Consider the following 17,526-nt stretch of genomic DNA (forward strand, 5'->3'; position numbering starts at 1 on the left):
GTGAAAGTCTGTGCCACCATATTCACGATCGGCTGGGGGGCAGCGCTTGCCTTCGGCTGGATCGCTCTGGCCGCTCCGCCGGAGGAGCCCACGCAACTTCAAACACTCAATATCGCGTTGGCGGCGCTCGGCGCCGGAGCCGGGCTCTGGTCCTGGCTGAGGATTCGGCGCGGCTGCTGACGGGAGGGATCGCACTCTCCCTCGGGAAAGGGAGAGGCTGATGTTCTACCGCGAAGCAGGTGATTTCAAGACGTCCTACGGGGAGGACAGCCAGACCTTTCCGATCAAGTTCGACCGGCTCCGCTACTTCGCGGTGCTGGCCATCGCCTTCGGTGTCGTGCCGCTCTTCATCAACGATTACTGGGCGAACGCGGTTGCGGTGCCCTTCCTGATCTACGCGATCGCGGCGATCGGGCTGAACATCCTCGTCGGCTATGCCGGGCAGGTGTCGCTCGGGACCGGCGGTTTCATGGCCGTGGGCGCCTATGCCGTCTACAAGCTGATGACCGCCTTCCCCGAAGTCTCGATCTTCATCCATGTGATTCTCGCGGGCGGCATCACCGCCGCGGTCGGCGTGCTCTTCGGGCTGCCGTCGCTGCGGATCAAGGGCTTCTATCTCGCGGTGGCGACACTGGCGGCGCAGTTCTTCCTCGTCTGGCTCTTCAACAAGGTGCCGTGGTTCTACAACTACTCGGCCTCGGGCCAGATCAACGCCCCGGACCGGACGATCTTCGGCGTCTTCGTCACGGGGGCACAGACTTCCGCGATGGCGAAATACCTGTTCTGCCTGGTGATGCTGACGCTCGTGGCGCTGGTCGCGCGCAACCTCACCCGCGGCACCGTGGGCCGGAAGTGGATGGCGATCCGCGACATGGATATCGCGGCCGAGATCATCGGGGTGAATCCGCTGACCACGAAGCTCTCCGCCTTCGCGGTTTCGTCCTTCTTCATCGGCATCGCGGGCGCGCTGTTCTTCGCGGTCTATCTCGGCGCGGCCGAGGTGGGCGAGGCCTTCGGCATCCAGAAGTCCTTCCTCATCCTCTTCATGGTGATCATCGGCGGCCTGGGCTCGATCTTCGGCAGCTTCGCGGGAGCGGCCTTCCTCGTGCTGCTGCCGGTCTTCCTCAAGAACGTGCTCGTGGGCACGCTCGGATGGCCGACCGATCTTGCCGCCCATATCGAGCTGATGATCGTGGGCGGGCTGATCGTGGTCTTCCTGATCGCCGAACCGCATGGCCTCGCCCAGCTCTGGCGCGTCGCGAAAGAGAAGCTCCGGCTTTGGCCCTTCCCGCACTGAGGCGGGGCCGCCCAACAAGTCCAAGAACCGGGACAAGCCCGGCACATAATCGATACCGCTCTGGGAGGAGAACCCAATGAAGAAGACCTTGACTGCTTTGGTCGCAGCGGCGCTGACGCTGACCACGGCCCCGGCATTCGCCGAGCTGGTCGTGCCCAATCTCAGCTATCGTACCGGCCCCTATGCCGCGAACGGCATTCCCTATGCCGACGGCTTCAACGACTATTTCACGCTTCTGAACGAACGCGATGGCGGGATCGGCGGCGAGAAGGTCGCGAACCCGGAATGCGAGACCGCCTACAACACCGAGAAGGGTGTGGAATGCTACGAGTCGACCAAGGGGAACGGCGCGCTGGCCTATAACCCGCTTTCGACCGGCATCACCTACCAGCTGATCCCGAAAGTGACCGCCGACGGCATCACGCTCTATACCCCCGGCTATGGACGAACCTCCGCCGCCAACGGCAAGGTCTTCGAGTGGGTCTTCAACTTCCCCGCCAACTACTGGGACGGCGCATCGGTCGCGATGAAATACATCCTCGACCAGGAAGGCGGCGACATCAAAGGCAAGAAGATCGCGCTGATCTACCACAACTCCGCCTATGGCAAGGAGCCGATCCGCACGCTTGAGGAGCTGGCGAAGAAGCATGGCTTCGAACTCAGCACCATCCCGGTCGATCACCCCGGTCAGGAGCAGAAATCGCAATGGCTCCAGATCCGTCGTGACAAGCCCGATTACGTGCTGATGTGGGGCTGGGGCGTGATGAACCAGGTCGCGATCCAGGAAGCCGTGAACATCCGCTTCCCGATGGATCACTTCATCGGCGTCTGGTGGTCGGGTTCCGAGAACGACGTGGCCCCGGCCGGCGACAAGGCCAATGGCTACAAGGCGCTCTCGTTCCACGGCACCGGCATGGATTACCCGGTCTATGCGGATCTGAAGCAATACGTGATCGACGCCGGAAAGGCGAGCGGAGCGGGCGATCAGGTCGGCACGATGCTCTATTCGCGCGGCATGTATGCGGCGATGATCATCTCGGAAGCGATCCGCAAGGCGCAGGAGATGTCCGGCAAGTCGAACGTGAATGCGGCGGAAGTGCGTGACGGTTTCGAGAATCTCGACCTGACCGAGGCGCGTCTCGAAGAGCTTGGCCTGCCGAACTTCGCCCAGCCGATCAAGGCGAGCTGCGACAACCATGGCGGCCCGGGTTCGGCCAAGGTCTTCCAGTGGGATGCCGCTGCGAAGAAATGGACCGAGGCCTCGGACTGGATCGAGTCGGACAAGGACGTGCTTGGCCCGCTGATCGCCGAGGATTCCGCGGCTTTCGCCAAGGAAAACAACATCACCGAACGCTGCAACTAAGCGACAGGGCTCCCGGCGTGCGCGCCGGGAGCCACACCCAAGTCCCGGAGAAAGCCATGCTGGACGCGTCGAAATCCGATACGACCCTTCTCGAGGTCAACAATATCGAGGTGATCTACAACCACGTGATCCTCGTGCTGAAGGGCGTCAGCCTCAACGTGCCCAAGGGCGGCATCACCGCGCTTCTGGGCGGCAACGGGGCGGGCAAGACCACGACCCTCAAGGCGATCTCCAACCTGCTCAAATCCGAGCGCGGCGAGGTGACGAAAGGCTCGATCACCTATCGCGGCGAGCGGGTGCAGGATGGCTCCCCCGCCGATCTGGTACGCAAGGGCGTGATCCAGGTGATGGAGGGGCGGCATTGTTTCGAACACCTGACCGTCGAGGAGAACCTGCTGACCGGCGCCTATACCCGCAAGGATGGGCGCGCCGCGATCCAGGCAGATCTGGAGATGGTCTACAGCTATTTCCCGCGCCTCAAGGAGCGCCGCAGATCGCAGGCCGGCTATACGTCGGGCGGGGAGCAGCAAATGGTCGCGATGGGTCGCGCGCTGATGAGCCGCCCCGAGACGATCCTGCTCGACGAGCCGTCGATGGGTCTCGCGCCGCAGCTGGTGGAGCAGATCTTCGAGATCGTGAAATCGGTCAACGAGAACGAAGGCGTGACCTTCCTCCTGGCCGAGCAGAACACCAATGTCGCGCTGCGCTATGCCCATTACGGATACATCCTCGAGAGCGGGCGCATTGTGATGGACGGTCCGGCCGCGGAACTGCGCGAGAATCCGGACGTGAAGGAATTCTATCTCGGCATGTCGGACGAGGGGCGCAAGAGCTTCCGCGACGTGCGCAGTTATCGCCGCCGCAAGCGCTGGCTGGCCTGACGATAACGCATTGAAACAAAACAATTGCTGCGCAGCATTTTCTGCGCGGCGTGAGGGCGGATTGCCCGGTGAATGAAAGAGGGTCGAGAGATGGGCGAGCATTTCGACGATTTGGAAACCCGCAGCGCCGACGCGCGCGAGGCGGCACTCGCCGAGGCTCTGCCCGGCGTGATTGCAAAGGCGATGGAGGCTCCCGGCATCGCGTCCCATCTGGAGGGAGTCGATCCGGCCCGGATCACTTCGCGTGAGGCGCTGGCCTCGCTTCCGGTGCTGCGAAAATCCGATCTGGGGGCGGCGCAGAAAGGCGCCCCGCCCTTTGGCGGACTGACCACGAAGCCCGCCCACGCCTTCGCCCATATCTTCCAGTCGCCGGGGCCGATCTACGAACCCGGCGATGTGAGCCGCGACTGGTGGCGGCTCGGGCGCTTCGCCCATGCGGCGGGGGTCGGCCCCGGCGATATCGTGCAGAACTGCTTCGGCTATCATCTGACCCCGGCGGGGATGATGTTCGAGAACGCGGCGCGCGCCGTGGGCGCGGCCGTGCTGCCGGCGGGCACCGGCCAGACCGAGCTGCAGGTGCGCGCGGCAGCCGATATCGGGACCTCCGTCTATGCGGGCACGCCCGACTATCTGCGAATCATCCTCGAAAAGGCCGAGGAAATGGGCGAGCGCCTCAGGATCGCGAAGGCGACGGTCTCGGGCGGCGCGCTGTTCCCCTCTCTGCGGCAGGACTACGCCGATCGCGGCATCGCCTGCCTGCAATGCTATGCGACCGCGGATCTCGGCCTCGTCGCCTATGAGAGCGCGGCGATGGAGGGCATGATCGTGGATGAGGGCGTGATCGTCGAGATCGTCCGGCCCGGCACCGGGGACCCGGTCGCGCCGGGCGAAGTGGGCGAGGTTGTCGTCACCACCCTCAATCCCGATTACCCGCTGGTGCGTTTCGCCACCGGCGACCTGAGCGCGGTTCTGGAGGGTGCAAGCCCCTGCGGCCGCACGAATATGCGCATCAAGGGATGGATGGGGCGCGCCGACCAGACCACGAAGATCAAGGGGATGTTCGTGCGCCCCGAACAGGTCGCGGCCTTCGTCTCCGCCCATGGGGAGGTCCGGAAAGCCCGCGTCGTCGCGACGCGCGAGGGCGAGATGGACGTGATGACGGTCCAGATCGAAACCGAGGTTGCAGAGCCCGCGCGCTACGAGGCGGGGATCCGCGAGGCGCTGAAGATGAAGGGCGTGATCGAGCTTGTCGCACCGGGCAGTCTGCCCAATGATGGCAAGGTGATCGACGACCAGCGGAAATACGATTGAGGAACCCTGCGCCTCCGTCGCGGGTTTCCCGTGGAAGAGAGATGGAGGACCGCAATGCGAAAGTTGCTACTTACAGGCGTTGCCCTTGCAGCGCTCGGACTGCCTGCTCATGCCGGGGATCTCGCCTTGGTGCTGGGGAATTCCGATTACCAGCGCCTCGATGATCTGCGCGGCGCGGACGCGCCCACCAAGGCCGAATCGGGTCTGCAGGATGCAGGCTTCTCGATCCTGTCCGAGGACGATGCCGATGCCGGCGAAATCCGTGCGCGATTCCGCGACTTCGTCACGCGCGCCGCAGGGGCCGACCGGGTCGCCGTCGCGCTCTCGGGCCGTTTCGTTCATTCGGGCACCGAGACCTGGTTCGTCCCGGTCGACGCGCGCGATGCGACCTTGCCCGAAATGGTGAGCGAGGCGCTGCCGCTTTCGGCGGTGATGAGCGTGTTGGCCGCGCATCCCGGGCAGGCCGTCCTGCTTCTGGGTTCGGAGGCCGAGAAGAGCAGCGGTGACGGGCTCACCCAGCCCGGGCTCGGAACTCTCGACATTCCGCAGGGCGTGACCGTCCTTCGCGGCTCGCCCAAGCAGGTCGCGTCGCTGATGGCCGGGCATCTGACGAAGGCCGGCGCGCCGCTTGCCCGCGCGGCACAGGATGCGGGGCTCGAAGCGAACGGTTATCTGCCGCGCAGCCATGCGTTCATCATGGCCCAGGCGACGGCAGCCCCGGCCCCCGCCCCGGTGAAGACCCCGCAGGCCGATCCGTCTGCGCCCTATTGGGATCTCGCACGCTCGCGCGACACCGTGGACGCCTATCAGCTCTACCTCGACCGCTATCCCGACGGGCCGAATGCCGATGCGGCGCGCGCGCGCATCGCGGATCTCAAGACCCAGCCCGAACGGCAGGCCAAGGCGGCGGAAGAGGCGCTCAACCTCACGCGCGATCAGCGCCGCGAGGTGCAGCAGAACCTCACCATCCTGAATTTCGATCCCAAAGGCGTGGACGGCATCTTCGGTCCGGGCTCGCGCGGGGCGATCAAGCGCTGGCAGGAGGCGAACAATTTCGACGCCACGGGCTACCTGACCCGTCCAGAGATGACCGCGCTCTCGGCCCAGGGCGAGAAACGTGCAGCGGAGCTCGAAGCCAAGGCCAAGGAGCGCCAGGCCGAGATCGACCGTCAGGACCGCGCCTATTGGGAGCAGACCGGCAAGGCGGGCGACGAGGCGGGCCTGCGGACCTATCTCAAGAAATATCCCGACGGGCTCTTCGCCGATCTGGCGCAGGAGCGGCTCGACAAGATCGAGGCCGATCGCCGCGCGGAGGCGCAGGCGGCCGACCGCGCCGATTGGGATGCCGCGAGCAAGGCCGACACCATTGCCTCCTATCGCGACTATCTCGCGAGCCGCGACAAGCCGGCCTTCAAGGCCGAGGCCGAGGCGCGCATTGCGGAGTTGCAGCAGCAGAGCGCCGACAGCGATCAAGCCGCGGCCGCGAAGGCGCGCGAAGACGCGCTTGGTCTGCCCGGTGTCGCCAAGACCCTCGTGGAACGTCGGCTGGCCGAGATGGGGCTCGACCCCGGCCGCGTCGATGGCGTCTTCGACGAGAATACCCGCAAGGCGATTCGCCGCTATCAGAAGGCGGGCGGGCTGACCGTGACCGGTTATCTCGATCAGGCGACCGTCGCGCAGCTTCTGGCCGGGGCGATCGGCTTCCGCTGATCCCCTGCGCCAGCAGGTCTTGAGACAAAGAAAAAGGCCGCGCCGGGAAATCCCTGGCGCGGCCCTTTTCGTTTCGGCTCGGTCTGCTTCAGCCCTGGCGGGCCTTGAAGCGACGCTGCGTCTTGTTGATCACGTAGACGCGGCCTTTACGGCGCACGACCTGGCAATCGCGATGACGCTGCTTGAGCGAGCGGAGCGAGTTACGGACCTTCATCGGTCTTCTCCTATTCGCGGCGCGCGTGCGCCTTGAAAAACGAATGCCCCGGGCATTTGCCGGGGGCGGCGAAACAATGGTGGGCGGTACTGGGATCGAACCAGTGGCCACTACGATGTCAACGTAGTGCTCTACCGCTGAGCTAACCGCCCACGCCCGTTCGGTACCGTTTGCCGCGCCCGTTTCTCTTTCACGGCCAGTTGCCGGAAGGGAGCCGAGGCGCGCGGTGCCGCGTCGGTCTGGGGGTCTATATAAAGACTCGGATCGGCTTTCAAGAGGCTTTTGGCGCGAAAGCGATCCGGTGTAGGATACGGGACGATAGCACGAGGTTCCATGAGCGACAGCCCCGCCTCTCCGCCGCCGTTCCGGCTGATCCGTCCCGCGGAGCTGCGCACGGCCGCGGTATTCGCCTCGCCGCATTCGGGGGCGGACTATCCGCAAAGCCTCATCGACCGCTCCGTGCTCGACATGGCGCGCCTGCGTTCGTCCGAGGATGCTTTCGTCGACCGGCTTCTCGCTGACGTGCCCGAGCAGGGGGCGCCGCTTCTCGCTGCACGCTACCCGCGTGCCTGGGTCGATCTGAACCGCGCCCCGGACGAGCTCGATTCGGCGCTGATCGCGGGGCTCGAGCGCTCGCATCCGGGCCCGCGCGTGGCCGCCGGGCTCGGTGTCATCCCAAGGGTGGTGTCCGGCGCACGGGCGATCTATCGGGGCAAGATCCCGCGGATGGAGGCCGAGGCGCGCCTCGCGCATGTCTGGCATCCCTATCACGCCCAGATCGCGGAGCTTCTCCTCACCGCCCATCGGCGCTTCGGACAGGCGGTCCTGCTCGATGTCCATTCGATGCCCTCCGAGGCGCTCGACGCGCTCGGTCCCCATCGGCCCGACATCGTGCTCGGCGATCGCTACGGCACGAGCGCCGACCGTGCCCTGATGCGCGAGATCGAGGCCGCCTTCGAGGAAGAAGGCCTGCGCGTGTCGCGCAACAGCCCCTTTGCCGGTGCCTTCGTCGCGCAGCGTTATGGCCGCCCGCGCGAGGGCGTGCATGTGATCCAGATCGAGATCGACCGGGCGCTCTACATGGATCAGAAGGCGATCGCGCCGAACGGGGATTTCATGGCCTTCAAGGCCCTGATGAGCCGCGTCACCGAGCGAATCGCCGCGATCGGGTCGCAACCGCTGCGCCACGCCGCCGAATAGCCGCGCCGCCCGCGCTCACGACCGCTTCTTGTCCTCGCCATCCGAGCCCGACCAGCCGCGCCCATGCCGGATCGCCTCGGGGCCGAATTTCGCACGGATCGCATCGGCGGCGCGTTCCGCCCCCGCACGCCTGCCCGCCTGCGGATCGAGCAGGTCGCCCGCCGGGTCGCGCCCGTCTGCGGGGCTGAGATCGGAAAACCCGATCCCGATCAGCCGATAGGCGACGCCCGCAGGCAGCTTGTCGAAAAGCGCCTCGCCCGCGCGGTAGAGCGTATCGGCCAGCTGGCTCGGCTCGTCGAGCCGTCTCTGCCGCGTCACGGTCGAGAAATCGGCCCGCTTGAGCTTGAGGGTCACGCCCCGGCCGGCGAGTTCGCGCGCCTTCATCCGCGCCGAGACCTTCTCGGCCATCCGCCAGAGCTGCGCCAGAAGCGTGTCACGATCCGCGATGTCCCGGTCGAAGGTCGTCTCGTTGGAGACCGACTTGATCGGCGAATCGGGCGAGACCCGCCGCGCATCGAGCCCGTTCGCGAGCTCGTGGAGCCGGCGCCCGGTCGCGCCGAACCGGTCTTCCATGCGAACAAGCCCAGCCCGCCGGATATCGGCCAATGTCCGGATCCCCGCCCGCCCGAGTGCGCTCCGCGTCGCCGCGCCCACCCCCCAGAGGATCGAGACCGGCTTTTCGGCAAGGAAGCTCTCGGTATCGGCCTTTCCGATCACCGAGAACCCGCGCGGCTTGTCCAGATCGGAGGCGATCTTCGCGAGAAACTTGTTATGCGAGAGCCCGACCGACGCCGTCACCCCGATCTCGGTCTCGATCTCGCGCGCCAGCCGCGCCATTAGCACCGCGGGCGGCGCGTGATGCAGTCGCGCGGTGCCGGTCAGGTCGAGGAAGGCCTCATCGAGCGAAAGCGGCTCGACGAGGGGGGATAGCGCGGCCATCTTCGCCCGGATCTCGCGCGAGACGGCGGCGTAATGCTCCAGCCGCGGCGCGATGATCACCGCCTCGGGGCAGAGCTTGCGCGCCTGGAACATCGGCATCGCCGAGCGGACCCCCGAGATCCGCGCGATATAGCAGCAGGTGGTCACCACCCCGCGCGTGCCGCCCCCCACGATCACCGGCCGCGAGGACAGGGAGGGATCGTCGCGCTTCTCGACCGAGGCGTAGAAACTGTCGCAATCGATATGCGCGATGCCGAGATCGAACAGCTCGGGATGCGAGATCACCCGCGCCTTGCCGCAGCGCGGGCATCGGGCGGGGGCGGTGTCGAACGTGGTGAGGCAATCGCGGCAAAGGGCGGGCATGGGCTCGGGCTTCCGGGAGTCGAGAGCTGTGTTATATCGCCCTCTTCACCTAGAGCCAAATACCCCGGGGGAGCGCGCAGGGCGCGCGGGGGCGGAGCCCCTCTCGTCAAAAAGACGGGGCGGATCGCTCCGCCCCGTCGCGTTCGGGTTGTCTGCGGCTCAGTGCAGCGGGACGCCGTCGGCGGGTTTGGTCCCGGCCGGCGGGACCACATGATCGCCCACGACCAGCCCGTCGGGCCCGGCGGTGACCTCGACCGTCGCGCCGTCCATCACCTCGCCCGCGAGGATCGCCTCCGCGAGCGGGTTTTGCAGCGACCGCTGGATCACCCGCTTCAGGGGACGCGCGCCATAGACCGGATCATAGCCCGCATCCGCGAGCCACTTGCGCGCCGCGTCGTCGAGCACGAGCGTGATCTTGCGCTGCGCCAGGCGTTTCTCGAGGCGCTTGAGCTGGATCGCCACGATGCCGTCCATCTCGTCGCGGTTCAGCCGATCGAAGATCACCATCTCGTCGAGACGGTTCAGGAATTCGGGACGGAAATGCGCCCGCACCGCGTCCATCACCTGAGCCTTGGCCTGCGCCGCATCGGTCCCTTCGGGCAGCTGGCTGAGCGCCTGACTGCCGAGGTTCGAGGTCAGCACGATCAGCGTCTGCTTGAAATCGACCGTGCGGCCCTGACCATCGGTCAGCACGCCATCGTCGAGCACCTGCAGGAGCACGTTGAACACGTCCGGATGCGCCTTCTCGACCTCGTCGAAGAGCAGCACCTGATAGGGCCGGCGCCGCACCGCCTCGGTGAGCACGCCGCCCTCGTCATAGCCGACATAGCCGGGGGGCGCACCGATCAGCCGGGCCACGGAGTGTTTCTCCATGAACTCGGACATGTCGATCCGCACCATCGCCTGATCGTCGTCGAAGAGATATTCCGCGACGGCCTTGGTCAGCTCGGTCTTGCCCACGCCGGTCGGGCCGAGGAACAGGAACGAGCCCAGCGGACGGTTCTCGTCATTGAGCCCCGCGCGCGCCCGGCGCACGGCGTTCGACACCGCGGTGATCGCCGCATCCTGGCCCACGACGCGCTTGTGCAGCTCCTCTTCAATCTTGAGGAGCTTCTCGCGTTCGCCTTCCAGCATCTTCGAGGTCGGAATGCCGGTCCAGCGTTCGACCACCTCGGCGATCTGCTCCGGACGCACCGATTCCGACACCATCAGGTCCTCGCCCTCGGCTTCCTCGGCCTCGTTCAGCTGTTTCTCGAGCGAAGGGATGATGCCGTAGCTCAGCTCGCCCGCGCGGGCGAGATTGCCCTCGCGCTTGGCTTGGTCGAGTTCGGCGCGCGCCCGGTCGAGCTGCTCCTTCAGGTTCCGGCCCGATTCGAGCTTGTCACGCTCGGCCTGCCATTTGGCGGTCATCTCCGAGGCGCGCTCCTGCATCTCGGCCAGCTCCTTCTCGAGCTTCTCGAGACGGTCCTTCGAGGCCGCGTCGTCTTCCTTCTTCAGCGCCTCCGCCTCGATCTGCAGCTGCAGGATCTGGCGGTCGAGCTGGTCGAGCTCCTCGGGCTTGCTGTCCACTTCCATGCGCAAGCGCGAGGCGGCCTCGTCCACGAGGTCGATCGCCTTGTCGGGCAGGAAACGGTCGGTGATGTAGCGATGCGACAGCGTCGCAGCCGAGACCAGCGCCGAGTCGGAGATCTTCACCCCGTGATGGAGCTCGTATTTCTCCTTGATGCCGCGCAGGATCGAGATCGTGTCCTCGACCGTGGGCTCCTCGACCACCAGCGGCTGGAACCGGCGGGCAAGGGCGGCGTCCTTCTCGACATGTTTGCGGAATTCGTCGAGCGTGGTCGCACCGACGCAGTGCAGCTCGCCGCGCGCGAGCGCCGGCTTGATCAGGTTGGCCGCATCCATCGCGCCATCGGTCTTGCCCGCGCCGACAAGCATGTGCATCTCGTCGATGAAGAGGATGATCTCGCCGGCCGCCGCCTCGATTTCCTTGAGGATCGCCTTCAGACGTTCCTCGAATTCGCCCCGGTATTTCGCGCCCGCGATCAGCGCGCCCATGTCGAGCGCCAGAAGCCGCTTGTTGCGCAGGCTCTCGGGGACGTCACCATTGACGATGCGCAGCGCGAGGCCCTCCGCGATCGCGGTCTTGCCGACGCCCGGTTCACCGATCAGCACGGGGTTGTTCTTGGTCCGGCGCGAGAGCACCTGCATCGCGCGGCGGATCTCCTCGTCGCGGCCGATGATCGGGTCGATCTTGCCCTGCTCGGCGGCCTCGGTCAGGTCGCGCGCGTATTTCTTGAGCGCGTCGTATCCCTCTTCGGCCGAAGCGGTGTCAGCGGTGCGGCCCTTGCGCAGGTCGTTGATCGCGGCGTTGAGCTTCTGCGCGGTCACCGCGCCCGCATCGAGCGCGTCCTTGGCGCGGGTGTTCACCATCGCCAGCGCCATCAGGATGCGTTCGACCGGCACGAAGCTGTCGCCCGCCTTCTTGGCGAGTTTCTCGGCCTCGTCGAGAACCCGCACGAGGCTCTGCTCGACATAGACCTGCCCGTCGCCGCCGGACACTTTCGGCAGTTTCGAGACGGCCAGATCGACCGCTTCCTGCACGCGTTTGGGTTCGCCGCCCGCGCGCGAGATCAGGTTGGCGGACAGCCCCTGGTCGTCATCCATCAATGCTTTCAGAAGGTGCTCGGGCACCACACGCTGATGCCCCTCGCGCATCGCGATGGTCTGCGCTGCCTGCAGAAAGCCGCGCGACCGTTCCGTGAACTTCTCCATGTTCATCGGCAATCTCCTTTTTTCAAAGCCCCCGGTATGCGTCAGGCCCTGAAGAGGCGCCCATCTGTCCGGGTCTCGGTATGAAAATGGGCGCAGCGCGGGGGCGCTTCAAGAGGCATTCGCGGAGCATTTCGCCGCATCGGGAAACCAAACCTCAAGACTTTGCGTTGACCCTGCGACACCCCTGCCTTCGGAGGCCATCGCCATGCATCACGGAACCGCCACGCGGATCGTTCGCGTGATCTACAACGCCGCACAGCGCCGCTTCGAGGCGGTGGTGGAGTTTTTCGCCCCCGGGATCGCGCAGCCGTTGCGCGTGCCGGTCCGGGTCGAAGCTGATCAGCGGATCAGTCACCGGCAACTCGCCCGCGTGCTGACGCGCGAGGCGCAACGCCGGGGGATCGGCGGGCTCTGAGCCGATCGGCCGCTTGACCTTGGGGCGTTTGATCCGCATCAGGGGGCGGACCGAAAAAGGAGCGCCCCGATGACCGACCTGATTTCGCCCGCCGATGATCGCCTGATCGTCGCCCTCGACGTGCCCAGCGCCTATGAAGGGCTGATCCTGGCCAACCAGCTCGGCGATGCGGTGTCCTTCTACAAGATCGGGCTCGGGATGCTGACCGGGGGCGGGCTCGCACTCGCGACCGAGCTCAAGCAGGATCAGGGCAAGCGCATCTTCCTCGACATGAAGCTGTTCGATATCGGCGCGACGGTCGAGAACGCGGTGCGCGGGCTGGCGCAGTTCGACCTGGATTTCCTGACCGTCCATGGCGACCCCTATGTGGTGAAGGCCGCGAAAGAGGGCGCTGCGGGCAAGAATCTCAAGATCCTCGCGGTGACGATCCTGACCTCGCTCGATCGCGAAGATCTCGACGGTGCGCTGATCAAGCCCGGCGACATCCGCGATCTGGTGGCCGAGCGCGCGGGCCGCGCATTCGAGGCGGGGGCGGATGGCGTGATTGCTTCGCCGCAGGAAGCGGCGATGATCCGCGAACTGCCGCAGGCGGAGGGCAAGCTCATCGTCACGCCGGGCGTGCGTCCGGCGGGCGCCGAGCTCGGGGACCAGAAACGGATCGCGACCCCGGCAGCGGCGATCGAAGCCGGGGCCGACCATATCGTCGTCGGCCGCCCGATCCACCGCGCGTCCGACCCGCGCGAGGCGGCCGAGGCAATCGTCGCGGAACTGCGCCGCTAGGTCAGTTCCCCGAGCCCCCCGTGGCCGGACCCGAGGTTTTGGCCGAGGGCGCCACTTTCACCTCTGCGGCATTGGGATCCTTCAGCGGGGTGAGGGGGGGCGGATCGGTGGCCGTATCGGAGCCGCCGTCGAAGGGCGTGTCCGCCACCAGCCAGACCACCACGCCGAGCGCCACCACGAGCGCGAGAAGCGTGAAGATCAGTCCGCCGAGACTGGTTTGCCGGGAAGGGTCGCGCGCCATGACTGCTCCTGTCATTCATGATGTCCGAATCGAAACGCGTGTCGTTCGGCGCACGTTCCTCCTCGCGTCTCAGGATAGGCGGCGGATGGCGCATGAGAAACGGCGCCCCTGAGAGCGCCGCTTCACTTGAGCGTGAGTGCTCGCGGTTTAGTTGGCGGTGCCGGTCTGGGCCGCGCCATCGGTCGAGGCTGCGCCACCGGCAGCAGCACCCGAATCGGTGGCCGGAGCGCTGTCGGTATTGGCCGGGGTCGTATCGGTGTTGTCGATGGTGACCGAGGTCGAGCTGCCGCCGGCATCACCCGGGACCGCATCGTGATCGGCCGGGGCCATCATGAACCACAGGACGACGCCAAGCGCGACGACGATTGCGCCAAGGACGAAATAGACGCCACCGAGGCCGCTCTTCTCGTGATGAATTTCCGTATCTGCCATGTTTGTCTCCCGTCACATGCAAACTGCTTTCTGGGGCACTAACGGATATCAGGCTGCACGGGTTCCGGGCGGTTCCATCGGTCGGCGGAACCGTGCTCACGCGGGCGTGTGGGCGGGAGGGGCAAAGCGGTGCGGCGCCGCCTCAGTTCTCGTTGATGTCGCGATCCCAATGCTTGGTCTGGCCCGGGCGCACCCCCATCACGCGGCGCAAGATCAGCCAGGCGAGGATCGAGAGCACCGCAAAGACCACGAGCGTCACCGGTATGGAATGGCCGAGCAGGCCGATCCAGATCAATGCGCCTACCAATACCGCCCCGATCGCGAATCCGAGGAAGATGAAGCCGGGGATCAGCATCTCCGCCACGGCGAGCACGACGCCCGCCACGATCCAGAGCCAGGGTTGTTGCCAGTAGTCCATCACCGTGCTCCGAGCAGCTTGAAGGCATTGGTGAAGGCTTCGAGGGCGGCAGCGGGCAGGATCACCGTCTGCTGGCCCTCGCCCTTGGCCACCTGCGCCAAAGCATCGACCTGCTTGAGCGCCACCTGATATTGCGCCGCCTCCAGCCCGTTCTTCGCGATGGCGACGGCGACAACCTCGGTCGCATAGGCCTCCGCTTCGGCTTGAACGCGGCGGGCCTCGGCCTCTTTCTGGGCCTGGAAGAGCTGGGCCTCGGCGGCAAGTTCGACCGCACGCTTCTTGCCCTCGGCCTCGGTCACCAGCGCACGGCGGGCACGTTCGGCATTGAGCTGCTGGAGCATCGCGGCGCGGGTCGCCTCGTCGAGATTGACATCGAGGATCTCTGCGCGCGTCACCTCGATCCCCCAGTCATCGACCATCGCGGCGACCTGCTCGCGCACTTTCGAAATGAGCTGCGCGCGGTTCGACTGCACCTCGTCGAGTTCCATCATCCCGATCTCGGAGCGCACGATCCCCGCCACGGTCGTCGCGATCGCCGCATCGACGTCGCGGATCCGGTAGACGGTCTTTTCCGGCTCGGTGATGCGGTAGAAGACCGAGGTCTCGACCTTCACCAGGACGTTGTCGGCGGTGATCGCGTCCTGCATCGCATTCGGGAGCTGGCGCTCGAGGATCGAGATCCTGTGCGGCACCCGGTCGAGGAAGGGGACGATGAAGTTGATCCCCGGCCCGAGCACCGAGCGCAGTCGGCCGAAGCGCTCGACCACGTGCTTTTCCGATTGCGGCACGATCCGCACACCGAGGAAGACCGACAGGATCAGCAGGCCCGCAACCGCGATCATCACGATGTCGCCGCCCGTCAGAAAACCATCAAAACCCATGAGCATTCTCCCTTTCCCCAGACGTCATGAACCATGCGCGGGAAAGACGCGCAGGGCGAGCAGAACCCCCACCACAAGGACAGCCCAGCCGCCGGGGCGACCGAGAAGCCACAGCGCGACCGCAAGACCCGCCATCGCGAGGCGCGAGCCTGCCATCGTCGCAAGGCTGAACAGCGCGCCCATCAGGGCTGCCTCTCTTGGCGGGACTTCATCGACTGCTCCTGTTCTCGTTGCAGGGAGTCTGCCGCAATGCGGGGACTTTGGGAAGTGAGAAGGGACGGCGCTCCTCTCCGGAAGTGCCGGTTTCCCTGCGCGATATCGGAGCGCTCCGGACGGCTCAGGCGACCGTTTCGGGCAGGTCGAGGCCGCGCAGGATCTCGGAGGCGGGCATCGGACGCTTGCCCGAGCGCTGCGCTTCGAGCACCTCGAGCGCGCCCTCGCCGCAGGCGATGGTGAAACCGCCGAGGGTCTGACCGGGCGCTCCGGAGCCGTCGGCAGGGGCGGCGCGCAGCAGTTTTACCCGTTCGCCCGCGATCTCGCACCAGGCGCCGGGGAAAGGGGAGAGGCCGTTGATATGGCGCACCAGCTCGGGCGCGGGGCGGCTCCAGTCGATCTGCGCCTCGGCCTTGTCGATCTTGGCCGCATAGGTGACGCCGACCTCGGGTTGCGGCGCGGGCGTGAGCCCGTCGATCCGGGCCAGCGCCTCGAGGATCAGCCGCGCGCCCATCGCGCTGAGCCGATCATGCAGGTCTCCGGTGGTGTCGGTCGCGTTAATCGGGGTTGCCTCGCGCAGAAGAACGGGGCCGGTATCGAGCCCCGCCTCCATTTGCATGATGCAGATCCCGGTTTCCGCATCGCCCGCCATGATCGCGCGGTGAATGGGCGCGGCCCCGCGCCAGCGCGGCAGCAGCGAGGCGTGGATGTTCAGGCAGCCCTTCGCGGGGGCGTCGAGCACCGCTTGCGGCAGGATTAGCCCATAGGCCACGACCACCGCGACATCGGCGTTCAGATCGGCGAAGGCGGCGCGCGCCTCGTCGGATCTGAAATTGAGCGGCGTGCGGACCTCGAGGCCCAGCTCTTCGGCCCTGGCTTGCACGGGGGACGGGCGATCCTTCTTGCCGCGACCCGCGGGGCGGGGCGGCTGCGAGTAGACCGCAACCACGTCATGGTCGCGCGCCAGCGCCTCGAGGACGGGAACCGAGAAATCGGGCGTGCCCATGAAGATGACGCGCATGGCTCAGCTCCGCTGCAGCTTCTTCGACTTCTGCACCAGCATCTTGCGGCGCAGCGGGGAGAGGTGATCGACATACATCTTGCCGTTCAGATGGTCGATCTGGTGCTGGACGGAGGTCGCCCAGAGGCCGACGAAATCGCGGTCCTCGATCTCGCCATCGGCATTGAGAAAGCGCACCGTCACGGCGCGCGGGCGCTCGATCGGGGCGAAGACGCCGGGCAGGTTGGGCGAGGCCTCGTCATGCTTGCGCATCTGGACCGAGGCGTGAAGCACCTCCGGGTTGGCCATCCGCACCACCTGGCCGCGCTTGTCGGAGGCATCGACCACGGCGAGGCGCATCATGATCCCGATCTGCGGCGCGGCAAGGCCGACGCCCGGCATCGCCTCCATCGTGTCGATCATGTCGTCCCAGATCATCCGGACCGTTTCGGTGACCGCCTCGACCGGCTCGGCGGGCTGATGCAGGCGGCGGTCGTCATAGGGGATGAAGGGGCGCACGGCCATCAGAGGATCGGATCCTTCGCCGCGGCGCCGCGGGCACGCTCGCGCTTGAGCTTTTCCATCTTGCGCGTGATCATCTTGCGCTTCATCGGCCCGAGATAGTCGATGAAGAGCTTGCCATCGAGATGGTCGAGCTCGTGTTGCGAGCAGGTCGCCCAGAGCCCGTCGAACTCTTCCTGGTGCACCTGCCCGTCGAGCCCCAACCAGCGCATCCGGACCTCTTTGGGGCGCGTCACCTCGGCATATTGATCCGGGATCGACAGGCAGCCTTCCTCGTAGACATTGGTGTCCTCCGAAGACCAGGTGATCTCGGGATTGACGAGCACCATCGGCTCGGGCGCGGCGTCCTTCTCCTTGACGCAGTCCATCACGAAGACCCGCTTGAGCACGCCGATCTGCGGCGCGGCGAGGCCGATGCCCGGCGCGTCATACATGGTCGCGAGCATGTCATCGGCGAGCTTGCGGATCTCGTCGGTGATCTCGGGGACCGGGTCGCAGACCTTCTTGAGGCGCGGGTCGGGATGGATGAGGATGGATCGTAGCGTCATGGACGGGGATTTAGGCGATGGCG

At 66.3% G+C, this 17,526-nt stretch carries 19 protein-coding genes and 1 tRNA gene; 8 read left to right on the forward strand and 12 right to left on the reverse strand.

What is annotated here, in order from left to right; genetic code table 11:
• The first annotated feature begins 220 nt into the window (after positions 1-220).
• The 5 genes from DW2_RS11520 (at position 221) to DW2_RS11540 (ending at position 6,562) form a co-directional block, all read left to right on the forward strand.
• The gene (locus tag DW2_RS11520) at positions 221-1,297 is read left to right on the forward strand and encodes a branched-chain amino acid ABC transporter permease (protein WP_038146629.1); all 1,077 of its coding nucleotides are present in this window, start codon (positions 221-223) and stop codon (positions 1,295-1,297) included.
• 76 nt (positions 1,298-1,373) lie between these two features.
• Positions 1,374-2,660 (forward strand): ABC transporter substrate-binding protein, encoded by a 1,287-nt coding sequence (locus DW2_RS11525; RefSeq protein ID WP_051855925.1) that lies wholly within the window; start codon positions 1,374-1,376, stop codon positions 2,658-2,660.
• 56 nt (positions 2,661-2,716) lie between these two features.
• A complete protein-coding gene (locus DW2_RS11530) occupies positions 2,717-3,541 on the forward strand; it encodes an ABC transporter ATP-binding protein (protein ID WP_038146632.1) in 825 nt (274 codons plus the stop codon).
• Positions 3,542-3,631: 90 nt separating this feature from the next.
• Positions 3,632-4,852, forward strand: a complete 1,221-nt coding sequence (locus DW2_RS11535; RefSeq protein ID WP_038146641.1) for a phenylacetate--CoA ligase family protein — start codon at positions 3,632-3,634, stop codon at positions 4,850-4,852.
• Between the two features lie 54 nt (positions 4,853-4,906).
• A complete protein-coding gene (locus DW2_RS11540) occupies positions 4,907-6,562 on the forward strand; it encodes a peptidoglycan-binding domain-containing protein (protein ID WP_038146642.1) in 1,656 nt (551 codons plus the stop codon).
• Positions 6,563-6,650: 88 nt separating this feature from the next.
• On the opposite strand, the gene ykgO is transcribed toward DW2_RS11540, so the two are convergent.
• Positions 6,651-6,776 carry a type B 50S ribosomal protein L36 gene (gene ykgO, locus DW2_RS11545; RefSeq protein ID WP_038065693.1) on the reverse strand — a complete coding sequence of 42 codons (126 nt, stop codon included), beginning with the start codon at positions 6,774-6,776 and terminating at the stop codon, positions 6,651-6,653.
• A gap of 77 nt (positions 6,777-6,853) precedes the next feature.
• Positions 6,854-6,928 (reverse strand) — tRNA-Val (locus DW2_RS11550).
• A gap of 181 nt (positions 6,929-7,109) precedes the next feature.
• Between DW2_RS11550 and DW2_RS11555 the strand changes: the two genes are divergently transcribed.
• Positions 7,110-7,976: an N-formylglutamate amidohydrolase gene (locus DW2_RS11555; RefSeq protein WP_038146643.1), complete on the forward strand. Its 867-nt coding sequence runs from the start codon at positions 7,110-7,112 to the stop codon at positions 7,974-7,976.
• Between the two features lie 15 nt (positions 7,977-7,991).
• Here the strand turns inward: DW2_RS11555 and DW2_RS11560 are convergent, their stop codons facing one another.
• Together DW2_RS11560 and clpB are read right to left on the reverse strand one after the other, a co-directional pair.
• Positions 7,992-9,278 carry a DNA polymerase IV gene (locus DW2_RS11560; RefSeq protein ID WP_038146644.1) on the reverse strand — a complete coding sequence of 429 codons (1,287 nt, stop codon included), beginning with the start codon at positions 9,276-9,278 and terminating at the stop codon, positions 7,992-7,994.
• A 159-nt stretch (positions 9,279-9,437) separates the two neighbouring features.
• Positions 9,438-12,059 (reverse strand): ATP-dependent chaperone ClpB, encoded by a 2,622-nt coding sequence (clpB, locus tag DW2_RS11565; RefSeq protein ID WP_038146645.1) that lies wholly within the window; start codon positions 12,057-12,059, stop codon positions 9,438-9,440.
• Between the two features lie 199 nt (positions 12,060-12,258).
• Between clpB and DW2_RS11570 the strand changes: the two genes are divergently transcribed.
• Complete coding sequence (locus tag DW2_RS11570) at positions 12,259-12,468, forward strand: hypothetical protein (protein ID WP_038146646.1); 210 nt, start codon at positions 12,259-12,261, stop codon at positions 12,466-12,468.
• A gap of 69 nt (positions 12,469-12,537) precedes the next feature.
• A complete protein-coding gene (gene pyrF, locus DW2_RS11575; protein WP_038146647.1) occupies positions 12,538-13,248 on the forward strand; it encodes an orotidine-5'-phosphate decarboxylase in 711 nt (236 codons plus the stop codon).
• A 1-nt stretch (position 13,249) separates the two neighbouring features.
• Here the strand turns inward: pyrF and DW2_RS11580 are convergent, their stop codons facing one another.
• The 8 genes from DW2_RS11580 to def (DW2_RS11610) all read right to left on the reverse strand — a co-directional run bounded on the left by DW2_RS11580 (position 13,250) and on the right by def (DW2_RS11610) (position 17,503).
• Complete coding sequence (locus tag DW2_RS11580) at positions 13,250-13,504, reverse strand: hypothetical protein (protein WP_156102954.1); 255 nt, start codon at positions 13,502-13,504, stop codon at positions 13,250-13,252.
• Positions 13,505-13,636: 132 nt separating this feature from the next.
• Positions 13,637-13,921 (reverse strand): hypothetical protein, encoded by a 285-nt coding sequence (locus DW2_RS11585; RefSeq protein WP_038146651.1) that lies wholly within the window; start codon positions 13,919-13,921, stop codon positions 13,637-13,639.
• A 142-nt stretch (positions 13,922-14,063) separates the two neighbouring features.
• Positions 14,064-14,339 (reverse strand): NfeD family protein, encoded by a 276-nt coding sequence (locus DW2_RS11590; protein ID WP_038146653.1) that lies wholly within the window; start codon positions 14,337-14,339, stop codon positions 14,064-14,066.
• Positions 14,339-15,220 carry an SPFH domain-containing protein gene (locus DW2_RS11595; RefSeq protein WP_038146756.1) on the reverse strand — a complete coding sequence of 294 codons (882 nt, stop codon included), beginning with the start codon at positions 15,218-15,220 and terminating at the stop codon, positions 14,339-14,341. Before DW2_RS11595 ends, DW2_RS11590 begins: the two co-directional genes overlap by 1 nt.
• Positions 15,221-15,244: 24 nt before the next feature.
• Positions 15,245-15,403 carry a hypothetical protein gene (locus tag DW2_RS19780; RefSeq protein WP_156102955.1) on the reverse strand — a complete coding sequence of 53 codons (159 nt, stop codon included), beginning with the start codon at positions 15,401-15,403 and terminating at the stop codon, positions 15,245-15,247.
• Positions 15,404-15,557: 154 nt separating this feature from the next.
• Entirely contained in the window at positions 15,558-16,454 is an 897-nt protein-coding gene (gene fmt / locus DW2_RS11600) for a methionyl-tRNA formyltransferase (RefSeq protein WP_038146654.1), read from the reverse strand.
• A 3-nt stretch (positions 16,455-16,457) separates the two neighbouring features.
• Positions 16,458-16,958, reverse strand: a complete 501-nt coding sequence (def, locus tag DW2_RS11605; RefSeq protein WP_038146655.1) for a peptide deformylase — start codon at positions 16,956-16,958, stop codon at positions 16,458-16,460.
• Positions 16,958-17,503 (reverse strand): peptide deformylase, encoded by a 546-nt coding sequence (gene def, locus DW2_RS11610; protein WP_038146657.1) that lies wholly within the window; start codon positions 17,501-17,503, stop codon positions 16,958-16,960. The genes def (DW2_RS11605) and def (DW2_RS11610) overlap by 1 nt, the downstream gene beginning before the upstream one ends.
• Positions 17,504-17,526: the final 23 nt, after the last annotated feature.

The organism is Thioclava atlantica (assembly GCF_000737065.1).
Classification (GTDB): domain Bacteria; phylum Pseudomonadota; class Alphaproteobacteria; order Rhodobacterales; family Rhodobacteraceae; genus Thioclava; species Thioclava atlantica.